We start from the raw sequence: 23,258 nt of genomic DNA, 5'->3' as shown, positions 1-23,258 counted from the left end.
TGACTTCGTTTCTCAGGAATTGAGAGCGGCGGAAGACCCGGAATTTGAAACCTTCTACACTAAAAATATTCTGCTTAACGAAGGTCTGAGAGCTTGGATGGCTCCCCAAGACCAACCCCACGAAAACTTTATCTTCCCTGAGGAGGTTCTCCCGCGTGGTAACGCTCTCTAATATCCCTACCGCTAGCGGTCGTGACCAAAGTTCCACTGGCTTCGCTTGGTGGTCTGGTAACGCTCGTCTTATCAATCTCTCCGGTAAACTGCTCGGCGCTCACGTCGCCCACGCCGGTTTAATCGTTTTCTGGGCCGGGGCAATGACCCTGTTTGAAACCGCCCACTTTATCCCCGAAAAACCGATGTACGAACAGGGTTTAATCCTGCTTCCCCACTTAGCTACCCTCGGTTTTGGGGTCGGTCCGGGTGGTGAAGTAGTCGATACCTTCCCCTACTTCGTCGCCGGTGTTCTGCACTTAATTTCTTCGGCTGTACTCGGTTTTGGTGGTATCTACCACGCTATCCGCGGACCGGAAACCCTAGAGGAATACTCTAATTTCTTCGGTTACGACTGGAAAGACAAAAACCAAATGACCAACATCATCGGTTATCACCTGATTCTCTTGGGTTGTGGTGCGCTGTTGTTGGTATTTAAAGCCATGTTCTTTGGCGGTGTCTATGATACCTGGGCCCCCGGTGGCGGTGATGTCCGCATCATCACCAATCCGACCCTCAACCCCGCAGTTATCTTTGGTTATCTGACCAAAGCTCCCTTCGGTGGCGAAGGCTGGATTATCAGCGTCAACAACATGGAAGATATCATCGGCGGTCACATCTGGATTGGCTTAATCTGTATCGCTGGCGGTATCTGGCACATTCTCACCAAACCTTTTGCTTGGGCGCGCCGCGCTTTCATCTGGTCTGGAGAAGCCTATCTGTCCTACAGCTTGGGCGCTCTTTCCATGATGGGCTTTATCGCCGCCGTTTACGTTTGGTTTAACAACACCGCCTATCCCAGTGAATTCTACGGTCCGACCGGTATGGAAGCTTCCCAAGCTCAAGCTTTCACCTTCTTGGTGCGTGACCAACGCTTAGGCGCTAACGTCGCTTCTGCCCAAGGCCCCACCGGTCTAGGTAAATACCTGATGCGCTCTCCCACTGGCGAAATCATCTTCGGTGGTGAAACCATGCGTTTCTGGGATTTCCGCGGTCCCTGGTTAGAACCCCTCCGCGGTCCTAACGGTTTAGACCTCGACAAAATCAGAAATGACGTACAACCCTGGCAAGTACGCCGCGCGGCTGAATACATGACCCACGCTCCTTTAGGTTCCTTGAACTCTGTGGGCGGCGTTATCACTGACGTTAACTCGTTTAACTATGTGTCTCCTCGCGCTTGGTTGGCTACCTCTCACTTCACCCTCGCTTTCTTCTTCCTGATTGGACACCTCTGGCACGCTGGACGCGCTCGCGCCGCCGCCGCCGGTTTCGAGAAAGGAATTGACCGCGAGACTGAACCCGCATTGGCAATGCCCGACCTCGACTAATTTCGCTTAGTTCGATGGCAGCGGCTCCCGTCTAGTTGGCGGGAGCCTTTTTGTGGTTAATATCAGACATTGACATCCTCAGACGCGGCTAAAATACTCTCTAAAGCCGATAATAATCGTTGATTTTCTGCCGGTAAACGGACAGCTACCCGAAAATAATTGCTGCCCAATTCGGGGAAACTGAGACAATCGCGGATGAAAATTCGATGATATTTTAATAAAGCTTCCTGTAGGGGTAAACAGGAAGATTGAGATTGTACTAAGAGGAAGTTAGCGGCACTGGTTTGGGGCTGTAATTGCGGAAAATTAGCTAATCCCTGCCATAAATCCAGGCGGGCCGCCGTTAACCAGTCCCAAGTTTGTTGTTGAAAATCCCTATCTTCAATTGCCGCTATTGCGGCAACCACAGCCAAGTTATTCACCGACCAAGGATCGCGCCATCTTTGCCATTGTAACAGGCGATCGGGATGGGCGAGGACATATCCTAGACGTAAACCGGGGAGACTGTAAAATTTAGTTAGGGAACGCACAATCACGAGATTGGGATATTCCGGCAACAGAGATATTAAACTCTCCTGTTGTGGCGGGGGTAAAAAATCCATAAAAGCTTCATCCACCACCACCAAACCAAATTGCGATAGATAGGGACGAATGGCCGCCACCGTCCAGAGTTTCCCAGTGGGATTGTGGGGATTATTAAGTAATAAGCCTTGTTTTTCGGGATTAACCGGCTTTAAAGTGGTTAAATCTAGGGAATGTTGGCAGATTTTTCCACCAAAACTTTTTAAAGCCCGTTCGTAATCGTTAAAAGCGGGTGTTAGTACATAAACACTATCAAATGAGGCCAATTCCCGACCGGCCCAGGTTAATAACTCGGCCGCACCATTGCCGGGGAGAATCCAATCTGGTCCGATATTGTGCCATTGGCCCAGGGCAGAACGCAACTGCCAATACTCGGGGTCAGGATAACGAGTCAGACTGGTTAAATGGCTTTTAATAGCGGTTAGGGCACTTTCTGGCGGACCGAGGGGGTTGATACTGGCAGAAAAATCGAGAATAGAGGAAACCGGACAGCCAGCAATGGCGGCCGCCCAGTCAAGATTACCACCATGTTTAGGTCTAAGCAAAAGACTTACAGCGAACGCTTTGCGCTCGCTACGCGAGAACGAAACTCAACAGTAATTATTCCTTATCCGGGGCCACTCTGTCTTTAAACAGTTTACCCGCCGAGAAAGCCGGGACGCGAGTGGCCGGAATATCCATCTTATCGCCGGTTTTTGGGTTGCGTCCTTCCCTGGCCTGACGTTCCCGGGCTTCGAAGGAACCGAATCCTACTAGGGTTACTTTGTCCCCCTCAGAAACCGCTTCGATAATGGTTTCGATGGCGGCAGTGAGAACAGCATCTGCTTGTTTTTTGGTGACAGAGGCTTTGAGAGCGATTTGATCGATTAATTCACCTTTATTCATGCGCTAACTCCTTGTTTTGCGGTTTTTCTGAGTTTAGGGTGGTTGTCAGTAGTTTATGGTTCTCCTGTTGAGGACTCGCCAGGATCGAGATCACTAAATAATGCCTCAAATCCTCATTGGCTATATATTCCACTGCATTATTCTAAGCGGGAATTGTCTCGATCGGAATCGCTGAAACCTTTAATTTATCTAGATTTCCTCCTGATTCCCCGCCACGGGGGACACAAAAGAGAATAAGCGAGAGATTAACAGCGATATAAGCTAATAAAAAGAGATTAGCGGGCTAAATTGCCGATAAATATTCTCTAAAAGCGATAGGCATCCTAACTTCCCAAAAATCGTTCATCGGTTCTCTCCAAGATTTTTGACTAATTTTGCCCCCAAAAACGTTAAAAAAGTTTACCAAAGCAATTTCTGCCCAAAAATTAAGTTCGGGCCCAGGAGATATTCGCTAAAATTGGAACTTATGATCGTTAAAAATATTCAAAAAAGCAGGATTTAACTGGAAAGTTTGCTATCATTATCTATTCAGCGACAAACTCGCATGGTGATTTACTGCTATCCCCTAGCCGATCTAGGTCAAAGCTTAAGACGTTCTTTTATTGTGACTTTTTTGGCAGTAATCGCCATTCTTGGCGGTGTGATTCCCGAATTTTCTTGGACGACGGAGGTGGTTAGTTTCCAGTCTTCCGCTTATACTCAAGATTTTACGGCTGACCAAATTAAACGTTATGCCAAAGCAGTTTTGTGGATCGAAACCGAAAGAAGACAAGCTTATCAGGCAATTTCGCAAATTTTAGGCAAAAGTCCCCCAGCAATTACCTGTAACCAACGGGAAAGCTTTAATAATCTTCCAGCTAATGCCCAAAGAATTGCCGTCGATTATTGTAATAACTCAAAAAAGATTGTCAAAGATAGTGGCTTCACCGCAGCTCAATTTAACGCCATTACTAACCGGATTCGTACCGATGATAGCTTGAGACGACGGGTGCAAAATGAGATGATTCGTCTGCAACGGGAGAATAAATAGAAAAAGTTCCTCAGTTTTTCGGGTCAAGCTGGAGTCGGGGCTACAATTAAGAATGTTTTTTCCCATTGACCACTACCATGTTGACTTTTACCGAGCGCTTACCCCCCCGTCATACCGCTAGTCCACCTCCCCCAGAAACGGTAGTTTTTAGCCTTCTACTCACGGCCGAAGAACGCACCCGCAGCCGTTATCGTCTCGATAGTCCCGAAGGTTTTTCCCTCTGTTTTCGTTTACCCCGCGGCACAATTCTACAGGACCGCGATTTCCTGCGGGGGGAAAACGGCGAAATTATTCAAATTATTGCTAAACCAGAACCAGTTATCACTATTACCGCCCCTTCAACCGATTTACTCCTCAAAGCTGCCTATCACCTCGGTAATCGTCATGTAGCCCTAGAAATTAACCCCGATTACCTCCGTCTGGCCCCCGATTCTGTCCTACAAGCAATGTTAGAAGGTTTGGGATTAACCGTAACTGAGGAAATCGCCCCCTTTAACCCCGAAATCGGCGCTTATCAGCATTATCATGACCTGGAAGAGGCAAAAAAGGGATAGTTAAAAAAGAACGGAATTCGGTATCGGTCAAAGTTCCTAGAAAAGCCCTCTGGGTGGCTTGAGTATTTATACTTATTGTAATCCAGATATACTTCTCCTAAGATAAAGACCGGTAATCGTGCCGAACTAATTACCGAAAATTTGGGTCTAAAACCCTTTGAATGATGTTTTTATTGTATTCAGGAAGTTGAAAAAATGAAGACCAAATCGATCATAAGCTTACTATCTCTTAGCATTATAGGAATGTCAATCTATGCGGGTCAAGCTAATAGTAGTGATTACCGGGCTTTGACCCCGGAAGAAAAATCACGGTTGACTGATGCTTTGCTAAAACAGGGCTGTAGGAATCCTAAAGAGATGAAATTTGATGTTGAGACTAACCAGTTTGAAGCAGAAGATGCTGTGTGTGAGGGAGGAAGAAAGTATGATATTTACCTTGATAGAAACTTTAGGATTGTTTCAATGAAACCAGACTAAAAGAGCAAATCCCTGAGAAGCTTTTACCGGTCGCCGCGAAGATTACCAATGAGGTATAATAAAGCCATTCTGACAGCGACACCACTGGTAACTTGTTGGGAAATTAGACTAAAATCGGGATCATCCATTAAATCGGAACTAATTTCCACTCCCCGATTCACAGGACCCGGATGAAGTACCTTCACCCCCGGTTGACAGGATTGCAAACGAGGACGAGTAATGCCAAAACTTTGATGATATTCGCGTAAACTGGGCAAAAGATTGGCAGTCATGCGTTCTTTTTGCAGTCGCAGGGTCATCACAAAATCGGCCTTTTCTAAAGCTGGTTCTAAATCCCAGTGGAGAAATAGGCGATCGCACAATTCCCCAAAATATTTCGGCAGCAGGGTAGGGGGTGCGGACAAATGTACTTCCGCCCCAGCCGTGGTTAAACTCCAGATATTGGAACGAGCGACACGAGAATGGAGTATATCCCCGACAATAGCGATTTTTTTACCCTCTAACAGTTCTAAACGGGGATTTTCCTGATCTAACAGACAACAGATCGTAAACAGGTCTAAAAGTCCCTGGGAGGGGTGTTCGTGTTGACCGTCCCCAGCATTAAGAATACTGACCCCCGACTGCAAACGATCCATTTCTGCGGCAATTAAATCGGGAACCCCCGACTGTTGATGTCGGATGACAAAGATATCCGTACCCATGGCCACATAGGTTAAAGCGGTATCGAGAATCGTTTCCCCCTTAGTCAAACTGGAACTACCCGGGGCAAAATTGAGAACATCGGCCGAAAGACGTTTCGCCGCTAGTTCAAAACTACTACGGGTGCGGGTGGAAGGTTCAAAAAAAAGATTTGTCACCACCTGACCTTGTAGGGCCGGCACTTTCTTGGTACGTCGGGAAAGAACTTCACGAAAACTAGAGGCCGTTTGTAGCAGGGTTTGGTATTCTTCCGGTTGCCAGTCTTGCAATCCCAAAATGTGGTGTCGGATCCAAGTGAAAGCCATAGGAGTTAAGGAGGCGGTAAAAACGGCAAATTTCGTCTATGCTATTGTAGGATTTCTTTGCATCAGGTTAATAAATAGGGTTTATGAGAATTAATTTTTCCTTGTGTCAGATCACTCTTGCGATCGCTTTATTTCTCAATCCCTTGCCGGCGATCGTTGCCCAGACTGCCACCTCTGGGGAAATGGTATCACCGACCACGGGCATTAATTACACTCGCCTGAAAAATTTCCTCGCTCAACAAAATTGGCGGCAAGCTAACGATGAAACCCGTAATTTAATGCTGAAAGCAACCGGACGGGAATTACAGGGCTGGTTTACCATGGAAGACCTGCAAAAATTGGCCTGTTGGGATCTGCAAAAGATGGATCAACTCTGGAAAGAAGCTTCCGGGGGTCGTTTTAGTTTCAGTACCCAATTTCGCATTTTTATCGAGACGGGTAATCGACCGGGGCGCTTAGTGGCGATCGAAAATTTTCAAACTTTTGGCGATCGCATCGGTTGGCGTAAAGGTGGTGATTGGATTATTTTTAAAGAAAATCTTAACTATACCCTCAATGCTCCCGTCGGTCATCTGCCGGCGCCCCGGGACGAATATCAGATCGCTGGTGGTCGCCTAGAATACACCACCCTCGCCCAAAGATTAGTCACCTGTAATATTGTTAGCTTAGGGCAAAGCAAACAGTGATCACGCGATCAATTCTGTAGAGTAAAATTTAAGGAAAAGCTTCTCTCCTCACCTTCCCTTTTTTTCCGATTTACTAGCACTTTTTCTGCCAAAACTCCCTAAATTTAACAATGATTAAACGATCCGTTAACCTATCGAGAGCGATCGGTTCGTCGATCGCCGTTTCCCTAATTATCACCGGTTGCGCCCCCCAAACCCCGCAAGCCACTGGACCGGCGGCTGTTCCCGTCAAACTGCAAACCCTCGGCACCGACAAATTAGTGCAAAGTAGCGAATTTGTGGGTACTTTGATCGCCCAAGAGCGTGTTAGCGTCTCTCCTCAGATTACTGGTCGGATTCGGTCTATTTTCGTTAAATCTGGCGATCAGGTAACTCAGGGACAAAAAATCGCCGAATTGGATCCCGAACAACAACAGCAACAGGTAAACGCCGGCATCGGCCAGGTAAATTCGGCCAAAGCGAACCTGAATGCGTCTGAGGCGGATTTAAGGCAAAGACAAGCGCAAGCGAGGGCAAATAAAGCCCAAATTGCCCAGAATCGGGCAAATGTGGCCAATGCCGAAGCCAATGTGAAAAGTCAGATCGCCACCTTGAGCGCCGCCGAAGCCGATTTGCAGAGAGCAAGAGCTAATTTAGATTTAGCGGAAAAAAACCTAAAAAGAGCCGAATTTCTGGTCAAACAAGGCGCACAGCCCCAACAGGACTTAGATGATCGCCGCCGCGACATTCAGGCCGCCAGGGCGGAAGTAGAGGCCCGGTCTAAAAATCGTGATGCGGCCCGTCAACAGGTGACGGCGGCTAGAGCTACCCTACAGGCAAACCAAGAAGCATTAAATATCGCCATTCAAAACGAATTAGCCTCACGGCAACAGGTGGCGGCGGCGGCGGCAACAGTGAACAGTCGTCAAGCGGCAGTAGCCAGCGCCGAGGGGCAATTAGGGGCGACGCGCCAGAATTTAGTTTTTAACACCATTACCGCCCCGATTGATGGTTTTGTCGGCGATTTTAATCAAAGAAAAGTCGGCGATATTATCTCCCTGGGTGAAGAATTAACCTCGTTGACTAATAATAAAACTTTGGAACTAAATGTGCAGATTCCCGTGGAATTACAACCGCGTCTGCGCGTCGGTTTGCCCGTGGAAATTATTAATCCCGATGGCAGCCCGGGCGTTCGCGGTCAAGTAACTTTTATTTCCCCCACCGTTTCCCAAGCTACCCAATCGGTTTTAGTGAAATTTGCCTTTACTAATGATGGCAGTCTTCGCAATAACCAATATGTGCGGACGCGGTTAATTTGGGATCAAAAACCGGGGGTATTAGTTCCCACCACGGCAGTGACTAGCATCGGAGCGCAAAATTTTGTTTTTGTCGCCGAAAAAGAAAAGGCTAAAGAAGGTCAAGAAAATGCCAAGGAGCGTTTAGTGGTCAGACAAAAACCAATTCAAGTCGGCACAATTCAAGGGCAAGCTTATCAGGTTATTTCTGGAGTAAATGCCGGGGAAAGAATTGCTATTAATAATATTCTTTCTCTCCGAGATGGTACAGCTATAACTGTTAGTCAGCAGTAATTTTTATGAGTAATTCGATTACCGTTCGTCCCCTGTCAGCGCAACTAATTACAGCCGAGAGTTTCCGTCCCTACGGTCAATTAATAACCCCTAGCCATGACGGGAAACTGTTTGATGAAAGCGATGCACAACTGCATTTAAAAAACGGTGTGCCACGTTTTTATATTATGCGTTTACAGACTCGCGGACGTAAATTTAAGCGAATTACTCGTCATAGTCAATGTACCCAATGTCTTGGTTCTTTGGGGGGACAAGAGTGGTTTTTGGGAGTGGCCCCCCCTAGTCCTCATCCTCAACCAGATTTAGAAAAATTAAAGGTTTTTCGCATCCCCGGGGACTGTTTTATTAAATTAGAGGTGGGAACTTGGCACGCTGGCCCACTTTTTGATCAACCAGTGATCGATTTTTATAATCTTGAATTGAGCGATACTAATATTGTCGATCATTTTACCTATAATTTTGCCCAAGAGCAGTCAATAGAATTCGAGATTGTTGATTGAAACAATTGATTTTTTTACTTAACTTTTCGCATTCCTTTAGAAAGATAGGCAACGAAAAAAGCTAACACTCCCGTCATCCCTACCTCAAAATAATTGGTCATGAGAATAGCGGTAAAAAAAAGGAGCAAGATAATTAATATAGTCCGCTTTTGTTCAGATAATTTCATCTCTAATTGCCTCTAATTCGCTTTTAATACTTAATGGTTGATAACCTAAAGAAAAAGCAAGAGAACTATCAAGAGAAACATCCTGCGGACGCGGCGCACTCATGGGAACATCGGACTGTAAACAGGGTCTTATTTGTTCACTAGGAAGGTTAAAAACTGCCGCCATTAGTAAACCAAATTGATAACGAGAAACTCTTTCTTTACCCCCCAGATGAATAATCCCTTGCACTTTTTCTAATGCCAAAAGTAAACCATTCACCGCACTATTAACCCCAACAGCCGTCCGATATTCATCAGTAAATAGAGATAGTTCTTTTCCCTCTTGGAGGGTTTTTAAAAAGGGTTGCAGAAAACTATTAGCGGTGGGAGAAGGGGAACCAAACATCAAAGGCATTCGACAAATAGCTGCCCGAGGATATATTGCTAAAATACCCTTTTCCGCCGCTACTTTTTGCTCACCGTAGATACTGACGGGAGAAACGGGATCGTGTTCGGAATAGGGGGCATTTTTACCATCAAAAACTAAATCGGTAGAGGTAAAAACTAGCGGTATTTGATATTGACTACACAAACGGGCAATTTCTAGAGAAGCTGTCAGATTAATTACCTCGGATGCTTGGGGAAATTCTTGACAGAGATTCGGTTTTGATTGGGCAGCCGCATGAATTACCGCGTCGGGTTTAATCTGTTGAAAAAGTTCTCTAACTGCGGCTAAGTCTGTTAAGTTAATTTTAATTAAATTTGGGTCATTACTATTGACATTGTGATTAAAATATGTACCAAAACTTGCCCAAGATGAGCGCGTTTTTTGGTAAATATGCCAACCTAAAAACCCACTAACTCCAGTGATTAACAGCGTTTTCATAGTTTAGAGATTAAATCCTTTTTCGTAGGCTAAAAACTGCACTTGCGGTTCCAAAGGTTCACTAACTAAACCAATTCCTGCAAATCCCCATCGCTGCATTAGTCCCTTTAATTGTGTTCCTGAGAGAGTTTCCACAGAAAAATTATTGACTAAATCCTGAGCATGGGTATTGATATAACTTAAAGCATCGTAGGATTCTTTAAACAGAAGCAGATAACTAGCCGGAGTTTCGCTTTCACCTTTTCTCAGACGCGCCACTAGATATTGTCCGTCTTGTTTTGACCTGAGTAAATAATGAGTAGTTGCTAACATAGTTGGTTAAGTAAAAAGTGAAAAGGAAAAAAGGGGTTGGGTTTTAGGGTTTTGGGGTTTTAGGGTTTTAGTTGAAATTTCCCCCATCTCCCCATCTCCCCCCGCAACGCGCACGCAGTGGTCTCCCCACTGATAACTGATTACTGTTTACTGATAACTGATAAAATTTCCCCATTTCCCCTACTTTAAATCCTCCAATTTAATCCTAGGATCTACAGCTTTGAGAAGTAAATCAGCCAGGAGATTACCGATAATCAACATAGTGGCCCCCATCATTAAACTGCCCATAACTAAATATAAATCTTTAGCCGTCACAGCTTGCAGAATTAAACGACCTAATCCGGGCCAGTTAAAGAAAAATTCGGCGATAAATGCCCCACTTAACAAACTGGAAAATTCAAAGCCCAAAAGAGTTATCAGAGGATTAATAGCATTGCGTAAAGCGTGGACATAGATAACTTTATTTTCCGGTAAACCTTTCGCCCTTGCGGTTTGAATATAATCCTGTCGGAGAACATCTAATAATTGTCCCCGCATCAATCTTTGTAATCCAGCAAAACTGGTAACTGTCAGGGCAATAGTTGGTAAAATCATGTGCCAAGCGATATCTAAAACTTTACCGATAGGGGAATATTCCGAATAGTTAATACTGGTCATATCACCCACCGGTAAAAGCGGCGAGACATTTTGGGCGAGAATTAGCAGTAAAAGGGCAGTGATAAAACTGGGGAAACCTTGACCAAGATAACTGATAACTCGGAAAAATTTATCGATAAATTGGTTTTGTTTGACGGCGCTGAGAATGCCCAAGGGAATTGCAATCGCCCAGGTTAAAATGATGGAAGTCAAAGACATTAATAACGTCGCTGGAATTCTCTCTAATAATAGGGAAGACACGGGACGAAAATAGGTAAAACTCAGACCAAAATTAAACTGAGTTATCACTTGCCACAACCACTTAAAATACTGGACAATCGGCGGGTCTTTTAAACCAAAAAGGGCAATATATTGTTCTTTAGTTTCCTGACTAATCTTGGGATTAAGGTCAAGCAAAGCCAGAAAACCGCCGGGGGTTAATTGGATAATAGCAAAACTCAAAGCCGAGGCCAACAACAGAGTTAATAAACCCTGGAGAACACGCTTGACAATATATAAAAAAGTTTCGCTAGTTAGGAGAGATTGTAACCCATTAGCACTCGATCGAGCGGTCGCATCCTTATAATTATCATCAGTCGCCGTCATAGAAAAAAACCTAATAATCGATGAGGGTAATAATCGGTAAATCGGGTAATTTTTCCCGACCACCGAGGTCGATTAACTCGATGATAAAGGCAAATCCTAACACCTCGCAACCAATTTTTTCTAATAAATCGGCTGTTGCTTTCGCCGTCCCTCCCGTCGCGATTAAATCATCGACAATTAAGACTTTATGATGGGATGCCACCGCGTCCTGATGAATTTCGAGCCTATCGCTTCCGTATTCCAAATCATACTCGATACTATGAACGGCGGCGGGTAATTTACCCGGTTTCCGGACGGGAATAAATCCCGCTTCTAATTGGTATGCTAAAGGAACACCAAAGAGAAAACCCCTGGATTCCATACCGACAATGTAATCGGGGGATAAACCGTAATCGCGACACTTTGCCGTTAGGGTATCGATCGTGTAACGTAATCCTTGGGGATGATTGAGTAGGGTAGTAATATCGCGGAAGACAATACCCGGTTTGGGAAAGTCGGGAATATCGCGAATCAATGATTTCAGATCCATTCGGTTTCCGTGTCTCGTAAAATGGGGGACAGCTATCTATACAATACAATTTACAATACCCTGACTCGATCGCCCTTGTGTTTTAGTTCTCCTATATCATGACCTCTACTAGCCTAACGCCCGAATCTACAACATCAGCCCCAGAAAAACCGGTTATTTTAAGCGTTTTACCCGATTTTCCGATTGCCAGTCAGCAATGCGCCCTACATCTCCAACAGCATATCGATTTAATGCTATTAGCGTTGGAATCCTTAGAAGTCGGTGCCGGGGAGGCCCTGTTAGCCCTCTGTAAAGAACTAGGACTCGATAAAATTATCAAAAACCGGATTATTTTCTGGCGCTTACGCTGTACTAATCCGTGGCGAATTTCCTACACCCTCGACCGTCTCACCCTTGACCAAGCCAAAGCTTTAGTTATCATTGCCAGTTATCGGGCCAAACCCCTGGCTATATCCATCCGACAATTACTGTTAGCGCGGCAACAGATGGAATCAAAGGGTTTACCCGTGGATAATAATTTTCTTTTATCAGAATACCTAGAACGATTTCGCTCCAATTTTCGCAGTCGCATGAACCCCCGCAGGGCCAAAGTATCGGTTTATCTAGCTGATGAAAATGCTTTAAATGAACTGGCTTTATCCCTCCTCGATCAGTTATTATTTTGTACTGGTACGACGGGAATGCAGCGCTTTTGGATTAGTTTATTTGATGGGGAGATCGTGTAAAAATGAGAAGACAGTATAGCCTGCCCAATTGTACCCTGATTCTCGATGGTTTCGGCGATGATTTCGCCCCGGCTAACCCCGGGGATAGCCGACCTTTACTCTCAATTTTGACTAACGTAGAATGTCGGTTAATCGGGGCCAATAAAGTCCTGCAAGGTGGTCGGGTTTTCTTGGAAAATTTGGTCCAAGCGGTCAGTCAGTATGCCCAAGAATTTTTGAGTGGTGTTCGTCATCCCCAAGACCCCGTCCATGAACCAGATCATGTGTACCTAGAAAAGATTGACCAGAATCTCCATCGTCTGGTCTGGTATCCATCAACGGACTTGAACATCCCGGAAAGTCCGGTCAACATAGAAATCAGTACCGTGCAGTTATTCGACTTAATAGAAGCGATTGACCAATTTTTTGCCGATACTCGCACTTTACCTGACCTAACCCTGAAATTACAGCCAGTTTCCCGTCGCTACCATAAGGTGAATGAATCGGCGGCCAGTCGGACAGTACCTTTTTTGGCAGGATTAGGCAGTCTTGTCGCTTGCGCCCTACTTTTCTATCTGTTACCCGTCCCCCAAGTCCGTAAACCCGAAAATCCCCCCATTCCCGCCGCTTCTCCCAGTCCCACCGTCCCCACTAATCCCGTCCCCCCTCCTAGATAAAATTAGGCCCTTGCGCTTTTCCCCTCGGCCACATCTGCAAAGGGAGTAATAGGAATTTGGTTATAAACTTCGGCATTCTTTGCCTGAGCTTGACGGAGATCGTAGTCTGTTTGAAGATTCAGCCAAAACTGAGGACTGTTACCAAAATATCGTGACAGACGCAAAGCTGTGTCGGCAGTGATACCACGCTTACCCGCTAAAATCTCACCGATACGAGTTTGAGCTACGCTTAAATCTTTACTCAGTCTGTAGGGGGTAATATTGAGCGGTTCCAGAAAATCTAACTTGAGGATTTCACCGGGATGAATATTGGGCAAATGGTCGCTGTTCATCGCATTTAGCTAATTTTAGTGGTAGTCCACCACGCTCGAATCCTAACGCCTAACAATACTATTGTCAAGCAGACGTAAGCCTTCGCCCCACACCCCACACCCCACACCCCACACCCCACACCCCACACCCCACACTGTCTCAGTTTTTTAGAGAAAGTATCCAAAAAAAAACCTGATCTTTTTTGCACAAGTTAGAAAAATTGTGTTATACTGGTAAATCTGTGAAGGTTTTTCGATAGGGAGTATTGAAAAAAAAATGACCAAACTGGGAACCCATTTGATTGTCGATGCTTGGCAAGTACCTGCTGACCTCCTCAACGATCCCGAGCGCATTCGTCGCGCTATCCTCGATGGAATTACGGCAGGAGAAGCAACGCTGATCGATTTGTGTGTCCACCAGTTCAGTCCCCACGGAGTTACCGCGACGGCGACTTTAGCTGAATCTCATATCGCGATCCACACCTGGCCTGAACACGGCTATTTCGCCGCCGATTTATTCTTCTGTGGTGCCGGTAAACCCGTGGTTGCCATGGAAATTTTGACCAAATCCCTGCAAGCAGGTGAGATTAAAGTCCGGGAACTAACCAGAGGATTCCCCGGTCCTGCGGCAGTTTATGAAAGCAAAAAGGAAGAACCCCTGAAGTCTTCCCTGGTTATGGCCTAATTTCTAGCGCCAGCCTCAATAATAAGTTAGCAGCACTGGTGATCGCCTAAACTGAAATCGTGATCAGGATAACCTTTGTTTTTATCCTCGCCCTCTTTCCCTCTCTGGTTAGTCTCTGGTTAATTAACCGATCCCAACAGAGATTAAGCAACCGTTTGAGAGGGATTCGCTATCGTCACGAATACAGCACGGTGATGGCCAGTGATTTTTTGTCAATTCCTCTAGGGACAGAAAATAAACCGGCCTTGATAGGTGATCTTAGTTGTCGTTTTAATGCCTATTCCCCCCATTTGCGTTGTGCGGTTAATCCCACCGGTCCCTGTGAAGGTTGTCGGCAGTACGAAGCTAAAACCGGCACAGTATAAGCGGCTTGAGCTTCCAAAAAGTTCCCTATTTGCTATCCTTAAAAATCATCGCTATCGCAATTGAGGAGTGTGGGAACAATGGCGTTCAAACGAAATTTGACCCTCTTAATCATCGGATTAGGATTAACTTGTTTACCCCTATATCCGGCCCAAGCTAACCAAATCAGCACTGTCACCCCGAATACGGCGGCCAATCAAACTCTCGCTACCCATCTGGTCCTAAAACTGAAAGAGAGAAAAGTTTACGTTTATCAAGATAAGCAAGTTTTAGCACAATTTACCGTCGCCGTCGGCAAAAAAGGCTGGGAAACCCCCACCGGTAAATTTGAGGTGCGGGAATTAGTTCGCAATCCCGTCTGGAAAAGTCCCTGGACAGGAAAAGTCAGCACCCCCGGTCCCAATAGTCCCCTAGGGGAAAGATGGATCGGTTTTTGGAGTGACGGCAAAAATTCCATCGGTTTTCATGGCACCCCCGCAGAAAATTCCCTCGGTAGCGCCGCTTCCCATGGTTGTGTGCGGATGCGGAATCGGGATGTGAAAGTGTTGTTTGATTTAGTCCGCATGGGAACCCCTGTCATCGTTCAACCTTAATTCTGGCAGGTATTTTTTTAAGATGGGCAGGTCTTCCGGGCGATCTATATCGGCTAATTTAGGCAGATAAGCGGTCTTTAAAGCCAGTTTAGCGGCGATTGTCTGAGTTTTTGCCAAGACTTCCCCCGTTCCCCAAGGAATACCGTCAAAAAGCTCTGGAAAGACCTGTTTTAAAGCAATTAGGTAGTATCCCCCATCTAACGCCGGCCCTAAAACCATATCGTGGGTTTTTAGGGCTTCAAAGGCTGCTAAAATCTCTTTTTCCCCGATTTCTGGGCAATCTGTGCCAATAATAGCGATCGCTGTCATCCCTTGAGCAAAACCATCGGCAAAAGCATTTTGCATCTTTTCTCCTAAGTCTTTTCCCCGTTGAGAATGATAAGAATAATGCTCACCTAACCAAGTACGCATTTTCTCCTCGCTGCCGCCATGGTAGCAAATGATCAGAGAGAGAAAATTCCTCAAACCCGCTAATTTACTGAGAGTATATTCGGCCAGTTTGCGGTGTAATTCTTCGGCTCCCTCGGCTGCCAAGGCTGGAATCATACGGGTTTTTACTTTCCCCAATTCCGGATAACGGGTAAAAATAATTAGTTGTTGTCTCCAGTTCACGAGTGATTGCGACGATGATATTAATTATTAGTTTTAGCCTACTGTCAATAGGAGGCAGTAAACCCAATAAAACAGGCTTTCTGCCGGTAATCACCGTCTGGCCCCGGCGGTGAGGATGTCAAATTACAATATAGACGGTCACTGACCCCGACGCTCTAAAAACTCTTTGTCGAAGATTATTATTTAATCTTTCAATAGGATTAATTTGACCGGTTTCTTTACTGTCTCTTACGGTTTCTGTAGTGCCGCTAGAACCACTGAGAACAGAGGACATCACTTTTCTGCAATTCCTGTGAACGGTTGAATAAAACCATCCACACCGACAAAGGAGGTGAGGGGCGACCAGTTTAAAATATCCTCTAAAATTGATTGATAGCCCTGGACATTGGGATGAAGTCCATCTTGCATTAATCTTTCTTGACACCACAGATCACCCCGGTTCATCCAGAGATCAAATAAATCGAGATAGGGAATATTTTGATCTAGACAAGCTTGTTTAGTGGTTTCTTTAAAACGATACTGATCGCGATGGTTGAAGTAAAAACAATCTAAAAAGGGCATTTTCCGCTCATCCACGGGAATCATACCTACAAACAAAACCGGGCAAAGAGAACGGGCCCGGGTGAGTAAATGTTCGATTTGAGTTTGAAAAAGATCCTGATCGGTATAAGTACGACCATCGGGCCGGCCTAAACGGGCTGTATCATTAACACCGACGGAGAGAAGAATCAGGTCGGGGAGACGATTGCGAATTTCCCCCCTGAGACGAAATTCCTGTTCTAAACGTTCGGACACTTGTACCACTCGATCGCCGCGAATCCCCAAATTATACAGGGCATGACCGGCACTTTCCATCCACAAACGACGTAGGCGCTCGGCCCAACCGCCACCCACGGGGTCGCCATAGCCATAAACAAGGCTATCTCCTAAAGCGACGATTTTGAGGGGATGGGTCATGATTGCGTCTTTGTCTTTAGTAGGAGGAGGAAGAGTTTGCATGATCGCTCGATCGAATCGGTTGTCCTTTACACTTGTAAACGAATTTGGTTAAACTGTCCGTGTATTATACTACATTAGAAATTTTTTCCTGCCAGTTAACTCATCTGATATCAGCCAAGCACCAGCACTGACCAGTATAAAACAAGGCCGCCCGATGATCATTCCTTGCCTCCGAGTCATTGCCTGGCTAAATCTACTATAAAATTTATGATTAAAACCTAGATAAATTGATGACTACTCGTTTACGACGTGCGGTTCAAGACCGAGAATTTTTGATTACAGCCGAGATTACTCCCCCGAAAGGGGGTAATGCCAGTCATATGCTAGAAATGGCCCTCTGGCTAAAAAATCGCGTTCATGCGGCTAATATTACCGATGGCAGTCGCGCCGTAGTGCGAATGTCCTCTCTGGCTGCCTCCGCTATTCTCTATCAACACGACATCGAACCCATCTGTCAAATGGCCTGTCGCGATCGCAATGTGATCGGATTACAAGCAGATCTCATGGGCGCTCATGCCTTGGGATTGAGAAATATACTAGCTTTAACCGGAGATCCCGTCAAAGCAGGAGATCACCCCCAGGCTAGAGCAGTTTTTGACCTAGAATCGGTACGTTTGTTAAAATTGATCGATAAATTAAATAAAGGTTTTGACTTTAACGATAAATCTTTACCCGATGGCTCCCTAGAACTTTTTGCCGGGGCTGCCGTCGATGTGCAGTCAAAAAGTTGGTCTGGTCTTCAACGCCGTTTTGAGCGTAAAATCGAAGCGGGAGCGCAGTTTTTTCAAAGTCAATTAGTTACGGATTTCGAGTGCCTTGATAAGTTCATGCAGCAGGTGGCCTCGCTGGCCGATAAACCGGTTCTAGCGGGAATTTTTCTGTTAAAATCAGCTAAAAATGCCGTATTTTTAAATAAAAATGTGCCTGGGGTACAAATTCCCGATCATATCATTCAAAGACTCGCCGACGCACCTCATCCCCTCGAAGAAGGCATCAAAATCGCCGCCGAACAAATAAAATTAGCCCAGCAGTTATGTCAAGGTGTCCACATCATGGCGATTAAACGAGAGGATTTAGTCCCGAAAATTCTCGATCTGGCTGGTATCCCGCCAATACATAACTAAGATTAAAAGTCAATAGTTTTTATAAAAAATTAACTTCCATTTTGACTAGCGGTCTTTTGACAAGAATTCTACCCCTAACCTAGGATGGTAAGGCTCAAAGCATCTTCGGGGTTAAAAGCATGGATTCCAATCTAGGTCAAGAAAAAGAGAATAGTTGTGGTAATTCCGGGCGAAAATGGTTGTCGATCGGTATTGCTCCCACCGGTATAATTTCTATTGGCATTGTTCCCATGGGCGTTATTTCCATCGGTATTGTTCCTATGGGAATAGTTTCCATTGGAACCGTGGCCATGGGGACAATTGCGGCCGGTTTTGTGTCCATGGGACTTTTCAGTATTGGTAGCGTTGGGATGGGATTAAATAACGGCCATTTTTCCAATCTTAATTCTCCCCCTGCTGAATCTCCCCATAAACATCATCAGCATTAAAATCAAGATTTGACTAGCAATCATGAATTATTCCATCCGTGCTGCCGTTGCTACCGATGTCAAGGCTATTTTTGACTTAATTGTTGCCTTAGCGGCCTATCAAGAACTCAGCCATTTAATGACAGGAAATAGTCAAGCTTTAGGGGAGCATTTATTCGGAGAAAAACCCGACATCGAAGCATTGGTGGCGGAAGTAGAGGGTAAAATAGTCGGTTTTGCCCTATTTTTTACTAACTATTCCACCTTTATAACTAAACCGGGGATTTACCTAGAAGATATCTTCGTTTTACCCGATTATCGCAGTCAAGGTATCGGGAAAGCTTTACTAATGGCTGTGGCTAAAATTGCCGTCGCTAGGGATGCAGGACTTTTAGAATGGACTGTCTTAGAGTGGAATCAACTGGCGATCGATTTTTATGGAAAAATGGGGGCTAAGGTCTTCAAAGAGTGGCAAATTTGTCGCCTCACCGGGACCGCTTTAACCCAATTGGGTAATAGCGATCAATAATTCAGACCCGATGAAAAAATTTTCACCACCACAGATGAAAGAGGTTTCTTTCCCTACACCCTACACCCCACTTCCCACTTTCAAGTCAGTCCCTTTGTCGATCCTAGAACTTTGTGATCGATCGAGACTCCTTGCTATACTATACCTCTGACACTGGCTTTCCTCATTGGTGCAGAATGCAACCCACAGACTCGAATAAATTTACTGAACAAGCTTGGGATTCGATTGTTAAATCGCAAGAAATTGCGCGACGCTTTAAAAACCAGACCTTAGAGGTGGAACACGTTATTATTGCCCTCCTAGAGCAGAATAACGGTCTAGCCACCCGGATTTTACAAAAAGCTAATATAGAAATTCCGCGACTGCAACAACAGCTAGAAGTCTTCACCAACCGACAGCCGAAAGTGGCCATCGTCGATCAATTATATCTAGGTCGTGGTCTCGATCTGCTGCTCGATCGAGCGGAAGCATCCAGGGAAAGTTGGCAAGATAAATTTATCTCCGTCGAACATCTTCTCGTCGGTTTTGCCGAAGATGAAAGGGTTGGCCGGAAATGTTTACGCACTTTCAATCTTGACCCCCAAGATTTAGAATTAGCCATCAAAGCTATTCGCGGCACTCAAAAGGTTACTGAACCCAATCAAGAGGAAAAATACGAAGCTTTAGATAAATATGGCCGGGATTTAACAGCAGCGGCCAAAGAAGGCAAATTAGACCCAGTTATCGGTCGCGATGAAGAAATTCGACGGGTGGTACAAGTCCTCTCGCGACGGTCGAAAAATAACCCAGTTTTAATTGGTGAACCGGGAGTAGGAAAAACCGCTATTGCGGAAGGATTAGCCCAAAGGATTGTTAACGGAGATGTTCCCGAATCTTTGAAAAATCGTCAGTTAATTTCCCTCGATATGGGAAGTTTAATCGCTGGGGCAAAATATCGAGGCGAATTCGAGGAAAGATTGCGGTCAGTCATGAAAGAAGTTACCCAATCAGAAGGGCGAATTATTCTCTTTATCGATGAACTACATACCGTTGTCGGTGCGGGTTCTCGGGAAGGGGGATCGATGGATGCGGGCAACCTATTAAAACCTATGTTAGCTCGGGGAGAACTGCGCTGTATTGGGGCGACAACTTTAGATGAATATCGCAATCATATTGAAAAAGATCCCGCTTTAGAAAGACGTTTTCAACAGGTTTATATTAAGGAACCTTCCGTGGAGGATACTATCTCGATTCTCCGGGGTTTAAAAGAACGTTATGAGGTGCATCATGGGGTGACAATTACCGATTCGGCCCTAGTGGCAGCAGCTACCTTATCCCATCGTTATATTAGCGATCGTTTTTTACCGGATAAAGCGATCGATTTAGTCGATGAAGCGGCGGCAAAATTAGAGGTAGAAAGTACCACTAAACCCGCCGATTTGGAAATGATAGATCGTCGCTTAATGCAGTTACAGATGGAAAAATTCTCCTTAGAAAAAGAGGAGAAAAAAGATCGAGCTTTTCAAGAGCGTTTAGAAAGAATTATCGAAGAAATTGAGGAATTAGAAAGTAAACAAAAGCCTCTCGCTGACCAATGGCAAACGGAGAAACATATCGCCGAGGAAATTAAATTGTTACGAGAGGAAGAAGAACAATTGCGCCTACAGGTGGAACAGGCGGAACGTGCTTATGATCTCAATAAAGCGGCACAATTAAAGTATGGCAAACTAGAAATTTTACAAGGAGAATTAGAAGTAAAAGAGAAAGAACTAGAAACTATTCAAGCTGCTGGGGCGACCCTGTTAAGACAACAGGTAACTGATGCCGATATCGCCGAAATAGTCGCCCGGTGGACAGGAATTCCCGTCAATCGTTTAATGGAATCGGAACGACAAAAATTATTAGAATTAGAGTCTCATTTACAGAAAAAAGTTGTCGGACAAAATGAAGCGGTCACGGCAGTAGCAGCGGCGATTCGACGCGCACGCGCGGGAATGAAAGATCCCTCGCGTCCGATTGGTTCATTCCTATTTATGGGACCCACAGGAGTGGGTAAAACCGAGTTAGCGCGGGCCTTGGCGGGGTTACTGTTCGACTCCGAGGAAGCCATGGTTCGCATCGATATGTCGGAATACATGGAAAAACACGCGGTTTCGCGGTTAATCGGCGCTCCTCCTGGTTATGTGGGTTACGAGGAAGGGGGACAACTATCGGAAGCGGTGCGTCGTCGTCCCTATTCTGTGGTTTTATTGGATGAAGTGGAGAAGGCCCATCGCGATGTTTTTAACATTTTATTACAAGTGCTTGACGATGGGCGCATTACTGACTCTCAGGGGCGCGTGGTGGATTTTCGGAATACGATTATCGTCATGACCAGTAATATTGGCAGTGACCATATTTTAAATGTTTCCGAAGATGCCGATTATGAGGAGATGCGGAAACGGGTTTTAACAGCTTTGCGGAGTCATTTTCGTCCCGAATTTTTGAATCGTATCGACGATTTAATTATTTTCCATACCCTGAAAAAAGAAGAATTGCGTTACATTGTTCGTCTGCAATTACAGCGTCTGGAAAGATTATTAGCAGAACAAAAAATCAATCTGGAATTAACTGCGGCAGCAGAAGATCATATCGTTACTGTTGGTTACGATCCCACCTACGGTGCGCGACCTTTAAAACGCGCTATCCAACGGGAGTTAGAGAATCCTTTAGCCACAAAAATTCTCGAACAAGCCTTTATGGAAGGGGATACGGTAGTAATTGATTGTCTGGATGAAGTGTTAAGTTTTAGCAAAAAGGAGCTAGAAAAGGAAGGGCAAACATTAGAATTAGCTGTGGTTAACCTCAGTTCGGATTAAAACCAGATAGGGGATATATTCCCCCTCTGAGTTGACCGTAAAAGCCAAAAATGTTGGAAAAGAACCCTATTTTTTCCCTTGAACGAGAAGGGGATTAGGTGGCACTCGCGGCGGCTAGATTTCCCGAAGATTATGGCACACTTGTCACAAAAATTCGAGAAGCTCCGAAAGTGCTTTTCTTGTTGGTTCAATAAGAAAAAACACACCGCTAACACCTCGATACAGGAAAACTTGCCTGAGAAAGACTTTTTCTTGATCGAAAAATTAGCGGTAATTTGTTTTTATTTACAAAAGTTAATCGTGGTTATTGATAAATTTCTATATCATGATAAGATCAAGAAGATTTACCAATGAAAACTGGGGAACCGCTGGGATATCCCCTCGTTTACTAAGACATCGAAGACCGATGACGGAAAGATGTTTCCATTCAGCTAATTTCTAAGCACGAGTAGAGAGTTTTTTCAGCCTAGAGGCTAACCCCAATCCTGCTAATCCTAACAAGGCAACAATGGAACCCGGTTCGGGAATATTAGTAGGGGGAGGGGGAGAAGTGTTTACTGTCCCGTCAACGCTGAATTGAAAAATTACAGATCCAGGAAAAGGAGTCCAAGTAAGTCCTTGATTATTACTAAAAAAGGAACTATCACCAATCGACCAGCCAGGCAACCCTGTTTGAGCGGGAAAGTCAGTAATACGCCATGAATACTCCCCACTGCCGCTTGTTGAAATCCCGGCAACTAACCAGTAGGTAGTACCAGAGGCTAATGTTTGCGGAGTAGTAAGGGTAAAGGTGTTATTGTCGTTAGTGGTAGTAATGGAACTAGGTTTAGTAAAACTGGTTATCAAACCACCGATTCCTCCAAAGTTGTCGGTATAGAGACTGACAGATAAATTGTTATCTGCAGTGACTTCCCGGAACCGAAGAGTGACCGAGTCAAGAGTATAACCATAAATGCCACTGCCAGTTGTAAAACTTGAACTTACCCATTGATCAAATTTTACTGCGCCTCCGTTAGTCTCTAAAGTTGTTGGAGGTAGGTTGCTAACGAGGGTGGTGGCAGAAGCTTGTTGTCCTAAGCTCAAGGAAAGAAGGAGAGCAAGGCTACCCCCCCCCATTTTCGCCAAAAGTTGCTGATTTTTAGTCATTTTTAAAACTCTAAGGTTGAAAAGGATAGAGTTGATCTCGATTGATGGTCTATCTTCTGAGGGCTGCCTCAGAAGATAATCCTTGCAACAATTTAGCACAGATTCCTAGCTTCCTGGAAGGTAAATCGGCAACATTTATCTCAAATGTCGGGGTGAAGACCCTCACTTTCAGAGCTATCCATTAGTCGGATCTTTCTTAACAAAAAGAGAAGAAACTTAAAAAAAGGGGAAACGATTGATAGGTATAGTTTTGAAAGAAGGAATCAAGGTGGAGGTAAGCAAAAAAATGGAGAAATGGGCAGCCCAAGAATTACAGTATGCAGACCTAGGGG

The 23,258-nt window shown here is 45.0% G+C and carries 30 protein-coding genes; 17 read left to right on the top strand and 13 right to left on the bottom strand.

The window, feature by feature from the left end:
* Together IM475_RS21390 and psbC are read left to right on the top strand one after the other, a co-directional pair.
* Positions 1 to 172: photosystem II protein D2 (locus IM475_RS21390; protein ID WP_271931852.1), on the top strand; the 172-nt coding region annotated here is incomplete at its 5' end.
* On the top strand, positions 156 to 1,538 hold the full coding sequence (psbC, locus tag IM475_RS21385; RefSeq protein WP_002801320.1) for a photosystem II reaction center protein CP43: 1,383 nt from the start codon (positions 156 to 158) through the stop codon (positions 1,536 to 1,538). The genes IM475_RS21390 and psbC, both read left to right, overlap by 17 nt.
* 62 nt (positions 1,539 to 1,600) lie before the next feature.
* Here the strand turns inward: psbC and cobD are convergent, their stop codons facing one another.
* Together cobD and hbs are read right to left on the bottom strand one after the other, a co-directional pair.
* A complete protein-coding gene (cobD, locus tag IM475_RS21380; RefSeq protein WP_287658646.1) occupies positions 1,601 to 2,665 on the bottom strand; it encodes a threonine-phosphate decarboxylase CobD in 1,065 nt (354 codons plus the stop codon).
* A 55-nt stretch (positions 2,666 to 2,720) separates the two neighbouring features.
* A complete protein-coding gene (gene hbs, locus IM475_RS21375; protein WP_149986496.1) occupies positions 2,721 to 3,005 on the bottom strand; it encodes a non-specific DNA-binding protein Hbs in 285 nt (94 codons plus the stop codon).
* Between the two features lie 544 nt (positions 3,006 to 3,549).
* Between hbs and IM475_RS21370 the strand changes: the two genes are divergently transcribed.
* The 3 genes from IM475_RS21370 (at position 3,550) to IM475_RS21360 (ending at position 5,066) form a co-directional block, all read left to right on the top strand.
* The gene (locus tag IM475_RS21370) at positions 3,550 to 4,035 is read left to right on the top strand and encodes a DUF4168 domain-containing protein (RefSeq protein ID WP_287729058.1); all 486 of its coding nucleotides are present in this window, start codon (positions 3,550 to 3,552) and stop codon (positions 4,033 to 4,035) included.
* 77 nt (positions 4,036 to 4,112) lie between these two features.
* Positions 4,113 to 4,589 (top strand): urease accessory protein UreE, encoded by a 477-nt coding sequence (ureE, locus tag IM475_RS21365; RefSeq protein WP_079207696.1) that lies wholly within the window; start codon positions 4,113 to 4,115, stop codon positions 4,587 to 4,589.
* Positions 4,590 to 4,784: 195 nt separating this feature from the next.
* Positions 4,785 to 5,066, top strand: coding sequence for a hypothetical protein (locus IM475_RS21360; protein WP_287729057.1), 282 nt, complete (start codon positions 4,785 to 4,787; stop codon positions 5,064 to 5,066).
* Positions 5,067 to 5,089: 23 nt separating this feature from the next.
* Here IM475_RS21360 and IM475_RS21355 read toward each other — a convergent pair whose 3' ends face one another.
* Positions 5,090 to 6,070: an aspartate carbamoyltransferase catalytic subunit gene (locus IM475_RS21355; protein WP_002801327.1), complete on the bottom strand. Its 981-nt coding sequence runs from the start codon at positions 6,068 to 6,070 to the stop codon at positions 5,090 to 5,092.
* Between the two features lie 83 nt (positions 6,071 to 6,153).
* Here IM475_RS21355 and IM475_RS21350 point away from each other — a divergent pair, with 83 nt between their 5' ends.
* The 3 genes from IM475_RS21350 (at position 6,154) to IM475_RS21340 (ending at position 8,824) form a co-directional block, all read left to right on the top strand.
* Positions 6,154 to 6,756 (top strand): GUN4 domain-containing protein, encoded by a 603-nt coding sequence (locus tag IM475_RS21350; protein ID WP_271930952.1) that lies wholly within the window; start codon positions 6,154 to 6,156, stop codon positions 6,754 to 6,756.
* Positions 6,757 to 6,866: 110 nt separating this feature from the next.
* Entirely contained in the window at positions 6,867 to 8,324 is a 1,458-nt protein-coding gene (locus IM475_RS21345; RefSeq protein ID WP_287729056.1) for an efflux RND transporter periplasmic adaptor subunit, read from the top strand.
* 5 nt (positions 8,325 to 8,329) lie between these two features.
* A complete protein-coding gene (locus tag IM475_RS21340; RefSeq protein WP_287729055.1) occupies positions 8,330 to 8,824 on the top strand; it encodes an ureidoglycolate lyase in 495 nt (164 codons plus the stop codon).
* Between the two features lie 14 nt (positions 8,825 to 8,838).
* Here IM475_RS21340 and IM475_RS21335 read toward each other — a convergent pair whose 3' ends face one another.
* The 5 genes from IM475_RS21335 to IM475_RS21315 form a co-directional block, all read right to left on the bottom strand.
* Complete coding sequence (locus IM475_RS21335; RefSeq protein ID WP_170863874.1) at positions 8,839 to 8,991, bottom strand: hypothetical protein; 153 nt, start codon at positions 8,989 to 8,991, stop codon at positions 8,839 to 8,841.
* Positions 8,978 to 9,856, bottom strand: coding sequence for an SDR family oxidoreductase (locus IM475_RS21330; RefSeq protein WP_287729054.1), 879 nt, complete (start codon positions 9,854 to 9,856; stop codon positions 8,978 to 8,980). Before IM475_RS21330 ends, IM475_RS21335 begins: the two co-directional genes overlap by 14 nt.
* 3 nt (positions 9,857 to 9,859) lie before the next feature.
* A complete protein-coding gene (locus IM475_RS21325) occupies positions 9,860 to 10,168 on the bottom strand; it encodes a hypothetical protein (RefSeq protein WP_125730615.1) in 309 nt (102 codons plus the stop codon).
* Between the two features lie 180 nt (positions 10,169 to 10,348).
* Positions 10,349 to 11,410: an ABC transporter permease gene (locus tag IM475_RS21320; protein WP_287729053.1), complete on the bottom strand. Its 1,062-nt coding sequence runs from the start codon at positions 11,408 to 11,410 to the stop codon at positions 10,349 to 10,351.
* Positions 11,411 to 11,420: 10 nt separating this feature from the next.
* Positions 11,421 to 11,939, bottom strand: a complete 519-nt coding sequence (locus tag IM475_RS21315) for an adenine phosphoribosyltransferase (RefSeq protein ID WP_287658652.1) — start codon at positions 11,937 to 11,939, stop codon at positions 11,421 to 11,423.
* A 98-nt stretch (positions 11,940 to 12,037) separates the two neighbouring features.
* Between IM475_RS21315 and IM475_RS21310 the strand changes: the two genes are divergently transcribed.
* Positions 12,038 to 12,664 carry a DUF3038 domain-containing protein gene (locus tag IM475_RS21310; RefSeq protein ID WP_045358672.1) on the top strand — a complete coding sequence of 209 codons (627 nt, stop codon included), beginning with the start codon at positions 12,038 to 12,040 and terminating at the stop codon, positions 12,662 to 12,664.
* A 2-nt stretch (positions 12,665 to 12,666) separates the two neighbouring features.
* On the top strand, positions 12,667 to 13,320 hold the full coding sequence (locus IM475_RS21305) for a DUF4335 domain-containing protein (RefSeq protein ID WP_287729052.1): 654 nt from the start codon (positions 12,667 to 12,669) through the stop codon (positions 13,318 to 13,320).
* A gap of 2 nt (positions 13,321 to 13,322) precedes the next feature.
* Here IM475_RS21305 and IM475_RS21300 read toward each other — a convergent pair whose 3' ends face one another.
* A complete protein-coding gene (locus IM475_RS21300; RefSeq protein WP_287729051.1) occupies positions 13,323 to 13,652 on the bottom strand; it encodes a HigA family addiction module antitoxin in 330 nt (109 codons plus the stop codon).
* A 256-nt stretch (positions 13,653 to 13,908) separates the two neighbouring features.
* Between IM475_RS21300 and speD the strand changes: the two genes are divergently transcribed.
* The 3 genes from speD (at position 13,909) to IM475_RS21285 (ending at position 15,272) form a co-directional block, all read left to right on the top strand.
* Positions 13,909 to 14,316 (top strand): adenosylmethionine decarboxylase, encoded by a 408-nt coding sequence (speD, locus tag IM475_RS21295; RefSeq protein WP_002781248.1) that lies wholly within the window; start codon positions 13,909 to 13,911, stop codon positions 14,314 to 14,316.
* A gap of 59 nt (positions 14,317 to 14,375) precedes the next feature.
* Complete coding sequence (locus IM475_RS21290) at positions 14,376 to 14,681, top strand: DUF6464 family protein (protein ID WP_287729050.1); 306 nt, start codon at positions 14,376 to 14,378, stop codon at positions 14,679 to 14,681.
* Between the two features lie 78 nt (positions 14,682 to 14,759).
* Entirely contained in the window at positions 14,760 to 15,272 is a 513-nt protein-coding gene (locus IM475_RS21285; RefSeq protein ID WP_125730612.1) for a L,D-transpeptidase, read from the top strand.
* Here IM475_RS21285 and IM475_RS21280 read toward each other — a convergent pair.
* The 3 genes from IM475_RS21280 to IM475_RS21270 all read right to left on the bottom strand — a co-directional run bounded on the left by IM475_RS21280 (position 15,234) and on the right by IM475_RS21270 (position 16,883).
* Positions 15,234 to 15,884, bottom strand: a complete 651-nt coding sequence (locus IM475_RS21280) for a TIGR04282 family arsenosugar biosynthesis glycosyltransferase (RefSeq protein ID WP_287729049.1) — start codon at positions 15,882 to 15,884, stop codon at positions 15,234 to 15,236. The genes IM475_RS21285 and IM475_RS21280 overlap by 39 nt on opposite strands.
* A gap of 118 nt (positions 15,885 to 16,002) precedes the next feature.
* Entirely contained in the window at positions 16,003 to 16,158 is a 156-nt protein-coding gene (locus IM475_RS21275) for a hypothetical protein (RefSeq protein ID WP_287729048.1), read from the bottom strand.
* The gene (locus IM475_RS21270) at positions 16,158 to 16,883 is read right to left on the bottom strand and encodes a GDSL-type esterase/lipase family protein (protein WP_287729047.1); all 726 of its coding nucleotides are present in this window, start codon (positions 16,881 to 16,883) and stop codon (positions 16,158 to 16,160) included. The genes IM475_RS21275 and IM475_RS21270 overlap by 1 nt, the downstream gene beginning before the upstream one ends.
* Before the next feature lie 230 nt (positions 16,884 to 17,113).
* Between IM475_RS21270 and IM475_RS21265 the strand changes: the two genes are divergently transcribed.
* From IM475_RS21265 to clpB, 4 genes are all read left to right on the top strand, one after another.
* Complete coding sequence (locus IM475_RS21265) at positions 17,114 to 18,007, top strand: methylenetetrahydrofolate reductase (RefSeq protein ID WP_287729046.1); 894 nt, start codon at positions 17,114 to 17,116, stop codon at positions 18,005 to 18,007.
* 119 nt (positions 18,008 to 18,126) lie between these two features.
* Complete coding sequence (locus IM475_RS21260) at positions 18,127 to 18,435, top strand: hypothetical protein (RefSeq protein ID WP_002759516.1); 309 nt, start codon at positions 18,127 to 18,129, stop codon at positions 18,433 to 18,435.
* 22 nt (positions 18,436 to 18,457) lie between these two features.
* The gene (locus IM475_RS21255; protein ID WP_287729045.1) at positions 18,458 to 18,943 is read left to right on the top strand and encodes a GNAT family N-acetyltransferase; all 486 of its coding nucleotides are present in this window, start codon (positions 18,458 to 18,460) and stop codon (positions 18,941 to 18,943) included.
* Between the two features lie 176 nt (positions 18,944 to 19,119).
* Positions 19,120 to 21,780, top strand: coding sequence for an ATP-dependent chaperone ClpB (gene clpB / locus IM475_RS21250; RefSeq protein ID WP_287659621.1), 2,661 nt, complete (start codon positions 19,120 to 19,122; stop codon positions 21,778 to 21,780).
* Positions 21,781 to 22,218: 438 nt separating this feature from the next.
* Here clpB and IM475_RS21245 read toward each other — a convergent pair whose 3' ends face one another.
* On the bottom strand, positions 22,219 to 22,926 hold the full coding sequence (locus tag IM475_RS21245) for a choice-of-anchor R domain-containing protein (RefSeq protein WP_287729044.1): 708 nt from the start codon (positions 22,924 to 22,926) through the stop codon (positions 22,219 to 22,221).
* Positions 22,927 to 23,258: the final 332 nt, after the last annotated feature.

Origin of the sequence: Microcystis sp. M061S2, from assembly GCF_020245605.1 — a bacterium.
GTDB lineage: Bacteria > Cyanobacteriota > Cyanobacteriia > Cyanobacteriales > Microcystaceae > Microcystis.
The sequence above is the reverse complement of the archived record's forward strand: the minus strand, read 5'-3'. Positions and strand labels throughout refer to the sequence as shown.